The organism is Bacillus sp. LL01, from assembly GCF_001037965.1.
Window position 1 is genome coordinate 1 of sequence record NZ_LFEL01000121.1, and the last position, 5,321, is coordinate 5,321.

At 39.7% G+C, this 5,321-nt stretch carries 6 protein-coding genes; all 6 read left to right on the plus strand.

The window, feature by feature from the left end; translation table 11 throughout:
• Window positions 1–1,233, plus strand: a 1,233-nt coding sequence (locus AB685_RS25945) for a malic enzyme-like NAD(P)-binding protein (RefSeq protein ID WP_241773386.1), incomplete at its 5' end; no start/stop codon positions are given.
• 32 nt (window positions 1,234–1,265) lie between these two features.
• Window positions 1,266–1,931: a FadR/GntR family transcriptional regulator gene (locus tag AB685_RS25950; protein WP_047973482.1), complete on the plus strand. Its 666-nt coding sequence runs from the start codon at window positions 1,266–1,268 to the stop codon at window positions 1,929–1,931.
• 90 nt (window positions 1,932–2,021) lie between these two features.
• The gene (gene accD / locus AB685_RS25955; RefSeq protein ID WP_047973483.1) at window positions 2,022–2,870 is read left to right on the plus strand and encodes an acetyl-CoA carboxylase, carboxyltransferase subunit beta; all 849 of its coding nucleotides are present in this window, start codon (window positions 2,022–2,024) and stop codon (window positions 2,868–2,870) included.
• 14 nt (window positions 2,871–2,884) lie between these two features.
• Window positions 2,885–3,862, plus strand: coding sequence for an acetyl-CoA carboxylase carboxyl transferase subunit alpha (gene accA, locus AB685_RS25960; protein ID WP_047973484.1), 978 nt, complete (start codon window positions 2,885–2,887; stop codon window positions 3,860–3,862).
• Window positions 3,863–4,067: 205 nt separating this feature from the next.
• Window positions 4,068–5,027, plus strand: coding sequence for a 6-phosphofructokinase (pfkA, locus tag AB685_RS25965; protein WP_047973485.1), 960 nt, complete (start codon window positions 4,068–4,070; stop codon window positions 5,025–5,027).
• A gap of 32 nt (window positions 5,028–5,059) precedes the next feature.
• Window positions 5,060–5,321 (plus strand): pyruvate kinase (locus AB685_RS25970; protein ID WP_047973486.1); only part of this gene is annotated, 262 nt, incomplete at its 3' end.

Sequence of the window (5,321 nt, forward strand, 5' to 3'; positions counted from 1 at the left end):
ATAAGAGAGGAAGCGCTACATATTCACCGCGCAAATCAAGGAAAGTTAGAATCAAAATCAAAGGTCCCTGTAAAAAACGCTCGTGATTTAAGTCTTGCTTATTCACCAGGCGTTGCAGAACCGTGTAAAGAAATTTTTGAAGATGTTGAAACAGTCTATGAATATACAATGAAAGGCAACATGGTTGCTGTTGTTAGTAACGGAACAGCTGTACTAGGCTTGGGTAATATCGGTCCTGAAGCTTCTCTACCAGTCATGGAAGGAAAAGCTGTATTATTCAAATCATTTGCTGGAGTAGATGCCTTCCCAATTTGCTTACGTTCAACTGACGTTGATACGATTGTTGAAACAGTTAAATTAATGGAACCTACTTTTGGTGGAGTAAACCTAGAAGATATTGCTGCCCCTAGTTGCTTTGAGATCGAAGAACGTCTAAAGAAAGAAACTAATATTCCTGTTTTCCATGATGATCAACATGGTACAGCGATCGTTACATTAGCAGGGCTAATTAATGCTCTTAAATTGACTGGTAAAAAAATGTCGGAAATTAAAGTGGTAGCAAACGGTGCTGGTTCTGCAGGTATCGCTATTATTAAATTAATGCAACGCATGGGTGTTCGTGACATTATTATGTGTGATTCTAAAGGGTCTATCTTTGATGGTCGCTCTTACGGCATGAATGATGTCAAAGCAGAAGTAGCTAAGTTTACAAACCGTGATCGCCTAGAGGGCACTCTTTCTGACGTGATTAAAGACACAGACGTATTTATTGGTGTATCTGTAGCCGGTGCTCTTACTGAAGAGATGATTGAGACTATGAACGAAGATCCAATTATTTTCGCAATGGCGAATCCAGTCCCTGAAATCATGCCTGAAAAAGCAAAAGCTGCAGGAGCTAAAGTAATTGGGACAGGCCGTTCAGATTTCCCTAACCAAGTAAATAATGTATTAGCCTTCCCTGGAATTTTCCGCGGTGCATTAGATGTTCGTGCTACACATATCAACGAAGAAATGAAAGTAGCTGCAGTTTATGCGATTGCAGACCTAGTTGCTGAAGCTGACTTATCGGCTGACTATGTAATCCCTGCACCATTTGACCCTCGTGTAGCACCTGCAGTAGCAGCTGCTGTTGCGAAGACAGCTATGGAAACAGGAGTAGCTCGCTTGAAGGTTGATCCAGAACAAATTGCTGAAAAGACTCGTCAACTTGCAATTATTGGTCAAGATAAATAATGGCAAAGCAATTAATGAGGTGTGGTTGACTCATGACAGTGGAACAACCCAAAGTCTATATCGAAATAATCAATAAGATTAATGAGATTATGAAAGAAGACAACCTATCACAAGGTGATCGTCTTCCCTCAGAGCGCGAGTTGAGCGACCGACTAAATGTTGGTCGCTCCTCTGTGCGTGAGGCTCTTAGAGCTTTAGAGTTGTTAGACCTGATTGAAACACGTAGAGGTGAAGGAACCTTTTTGAAGCCTGCTAATAGTCACCGTCTGGTCAGTATTATTCTTTCTTTTTTATTAAAAGACGAGAGTGCAAAGCAGGATTTAACAGAAACTAGGCGAATTGTAGAATTAGAAGCGACTCGCTTAGCTTTTGGAAGAATGAACCAGCAGGCTTTAGATCGTCTAGAAGAGCTAATTGATCAATCAAAAGAGGAATGGAAGCATGGTGATTTTCCTGTAGATGAAGATTATTTATTTCACAAGACGATTGTAGAAGCGTGTGGAAATCAACTTCTCCTAAATATTTGGATTTCACTGGTGGAATATAACAAGGTTGCTATTAAGGAATCTCTTCAAAGAGAAGGAAGACCTACAGCTTCGATTAAGGAGCATGAAGCTATCTTTAAAGCTCTAGCCGACAATCAATTAGATGATGCATTAGAAGCTATGCGTAAACATTTAGAGAATAGTCGTTTTTAGTTTTAGTATGAAAGTACAGGTTGTACTATTTTTAAACAAGTTATCATATGCTCYAAAAAAATATGAGTCTTAAGCTAGTGAGGTGCTGAAATGCTTAAGGATTTATTCACGAAAAAGAAACGATATGCCACTATCCCTTCAGAACGAGCAAAACAAGAAGTTCCAGAAGGGTTAATGACGAAATGTCCTACTTGTCGAACCATTATGTATACAAAAGAATTAAAAAAGAATTTAAATGTTTGTGATTCTTGTGGGCATCATCACCGTATGACGGCTTATGAGAGAATAAATAGTTTATTAGATGCGGGAAGTTTTGTTGAATATGACAAAATGATGATTGGAAAAAATCCTCTAGATTTCCCTACCTATGAAGAGAAGTTAGAAGCAGATAGAGTAAAAACGAATCTTAATGAGGCAGTAGTTACAGGCGAAGGCGATATTAATGGTTTTCCTGCTGTAGTAGCTGTTATGGATGCACGTTTCCGTATGGGAAGTATGGGCTCAGTTGTAGGCGAAAAAATTACAAGAGCGATAGAGGTTGCAATTGAAAAGGACTATCCATTCCTGATGTTTTCAGCTTCAGGAGGAGCACGCATGCAAGAGGGTGTCCTAAGCTTAATGCAAATGGCTAAAACAAGTGCTGCTTTGCAAAAGCTCAGTCAAAACGGAGGGTTATTTATCTCCATTATGACACATCCGACTACAGGTGGAGTGTCGGCCAGTTTTGCTTCGCTAGGAGACTATAATTTTGCAGAACCTGGTGCCCTCATAGGGTTTGCAGGTAGACGTATTATTGAACAAACGATCCGTCAAGAGTTACCCGATGACTTCCAAACAGCTGAATTTTTATTGAAGCACGGTCAACTTGATCGCGTTGTGCCACGTAAAGAAATGAAAAAAATGATGACCACTATTTTAGATATCCATCAACATGCGTAAGGAGGTGTAGGAACATGGCGAGTGAATTAGGATTTGAGAGACCAATTGTTGAATTAAGAGATAAAATCTCTGAACTTAAAACATTTACAAATGAAAAAGAAATCGATTTAAGTGATGAGATTGAGAAGCTTGAGAATAGACTTCAACAATTAGAAAAAGACATTTATGGAAATCTTCAAGCTTGGGAGAGAGTACAAATTGCTAGACACAGTGATCGTCCTACAACTCTTGATTACATCGAGTTCTTGTTTACTGATTTCCTYGAAATGCATGGAGATCGTCTATATGGAGATGATGCTGCTATTGTAGGTGGTATCGCGAAATATCACGGAAAACCGATTACCGTCATTGGCCATCAACGAGGAAAAGACACAAAAGAAAATATTCGTCGTAATTTTGGAATGCCTCATCCCGAAGGTTACCGTAAGGCTCTTAGGCTGATGAAACAGGCTGAAAAGTTTAATCGTCCAATTGTATGCTTTATTGATACAAAAGGTGCTTACCCTGGGATGGCAGCAGAAGAAAGAGGACAAAGTGAAGCGATTGCAAGAAACCTTTTTGAAATGTCTGGTTTAACGGTACCGGTTGTTTGCATCGTTATTGGGGAAGGTGGAAGTGGTGGTGCACTAGCACTAGGAGTAGGAGATCGAATTTTCATGCTAGAAAATTCGACTTATTCAGTCATATCTCCTGAGGGAGCAGCTGCTCTTTTATGGAAGGATGCAACACTTGCTCAAAAAGCAGCTGAATCGATGAAGATTACAGCTCCTGATTTAAAAGAGTTAGGTGTTATTGATGATATTATTCGAGAAGCCAAAGGCGGAGCACATCGAGATGTGCAAAGTCRGGCCGAAGCCATTGATCGAATATTATCTGCTACACTAAAAGAATTGGAAATATTATCCAAAGATGAGTTAGTAAACAAACGTTATCAAAAATACAAAAAAATCGGACAATTTACGTTTGTAAACGATACCAATGGCGTAGAATAAGGTAAAGTGCTTTCTGTACAAAAGAAAGCACTTTTTGTTTTGGAAGCATCTGTATTGTGTTCAGTGCTTTAAAGTGGTATTTTTTAAAAATGAGAGCATGATAATAGGTGGAAAGCCACGAAGTACATGTTTGTAAAAAAAGGGATTTTAATGATAAGTCACCTTTTGATATATAAATTTCAGTTGATTGATGGAGGGAGTACTCATGAAACGAATTGGAGTATTAACAAGTGGTGGAGATTCGCCAGGAATGAATGCCGCAATCCGTGCGGTCGTTCGTAAAGCAATTTTCCATGATGTAGAGGTGTATGGAATCTCTTATGGATATGCGGGGTTAATTGCCGGTGATATTCGCAAAATGGAGCTCGGTTCAGTAGGTGATATTATTCATCGCGGTGGGACGATGCTTTATACAGCACGATGCGAAGAGTTTAAAACCCTTGAAGGTCAGAAAAAGGGAATTGAGCAGTTAAAGAAATTCGGTATTGAAGGGCTGGTCGTGATTGGTGGAGATGGTTCTTACCGCGGRGCTCAAAAACYAACCGAGCATGGTTTCCCGACAATTGGTGTTCCTGGTACGATTGATAATGATATTCCTGGAACTGACTTTACAATCGGTTTTGACACAGCTTTAAACACCGTTATTGATGCAATTGATAAAATTCGTGATACAGCAACGTCTCATGAACGTACCTACGTGATTGAAGTAATGGGACGTCATGCGGGTGACTTGGCGCTTTGGTCTGGTTTAGCAGATGGGGCTGAAACGATTGTCATTCCTGAAGCTGATTATGACATGAATCAAATTATTAGTCGTCTTAAACGTGGACAAGAGCGTGGTAAGAAGCATAGTATTATCATTGTTGCTGAAGGTGCAGGCAGCGGTTTTGATTTCGGTAAAAGGATTAGTGATGAAACGAAGATGGAAACAAGAGTAACTGTTCTTGGCCATATTCAACGTGGGGGGTCACCTACTGGCGCTGACCGTGTACTCGCAAGTCGTCTTGGAGCTAAAGCTGTTGATTTATTAATTGATGGCGAAGCAGGCAGAACAGTAGGAATTCAAAACAATAAATTGGTTCATCATGATATTGATGAGATTTTAGCAGAACCACATACTATTGATTTAGAAATGTACAAGCTATCACAAGAGCTTTCCATTTAAATAATTAGATAAGCAATTACAGGAGGCAGAATATGCGTAAAACTAAAATTGTATGTACGATTGGACCAGCAAGTGAACAAATAGACACATTGGTTCAGCTTATTGAAGCAGGTATGAATGTAGCGAGATTGAATTTTTCTCACGGAGATTTTGAAGAGCATGGTGCACGAATTGCTAACATCCGTGAAGCTTCAGAGCGCACTGGTAAAACAGTAGCCATTCTTTTAGATACAAAAGGACCTGAAATTCGTACGCAAACATTAGAGGGTGGCGTAGCAGAATTAACTGCAGGAG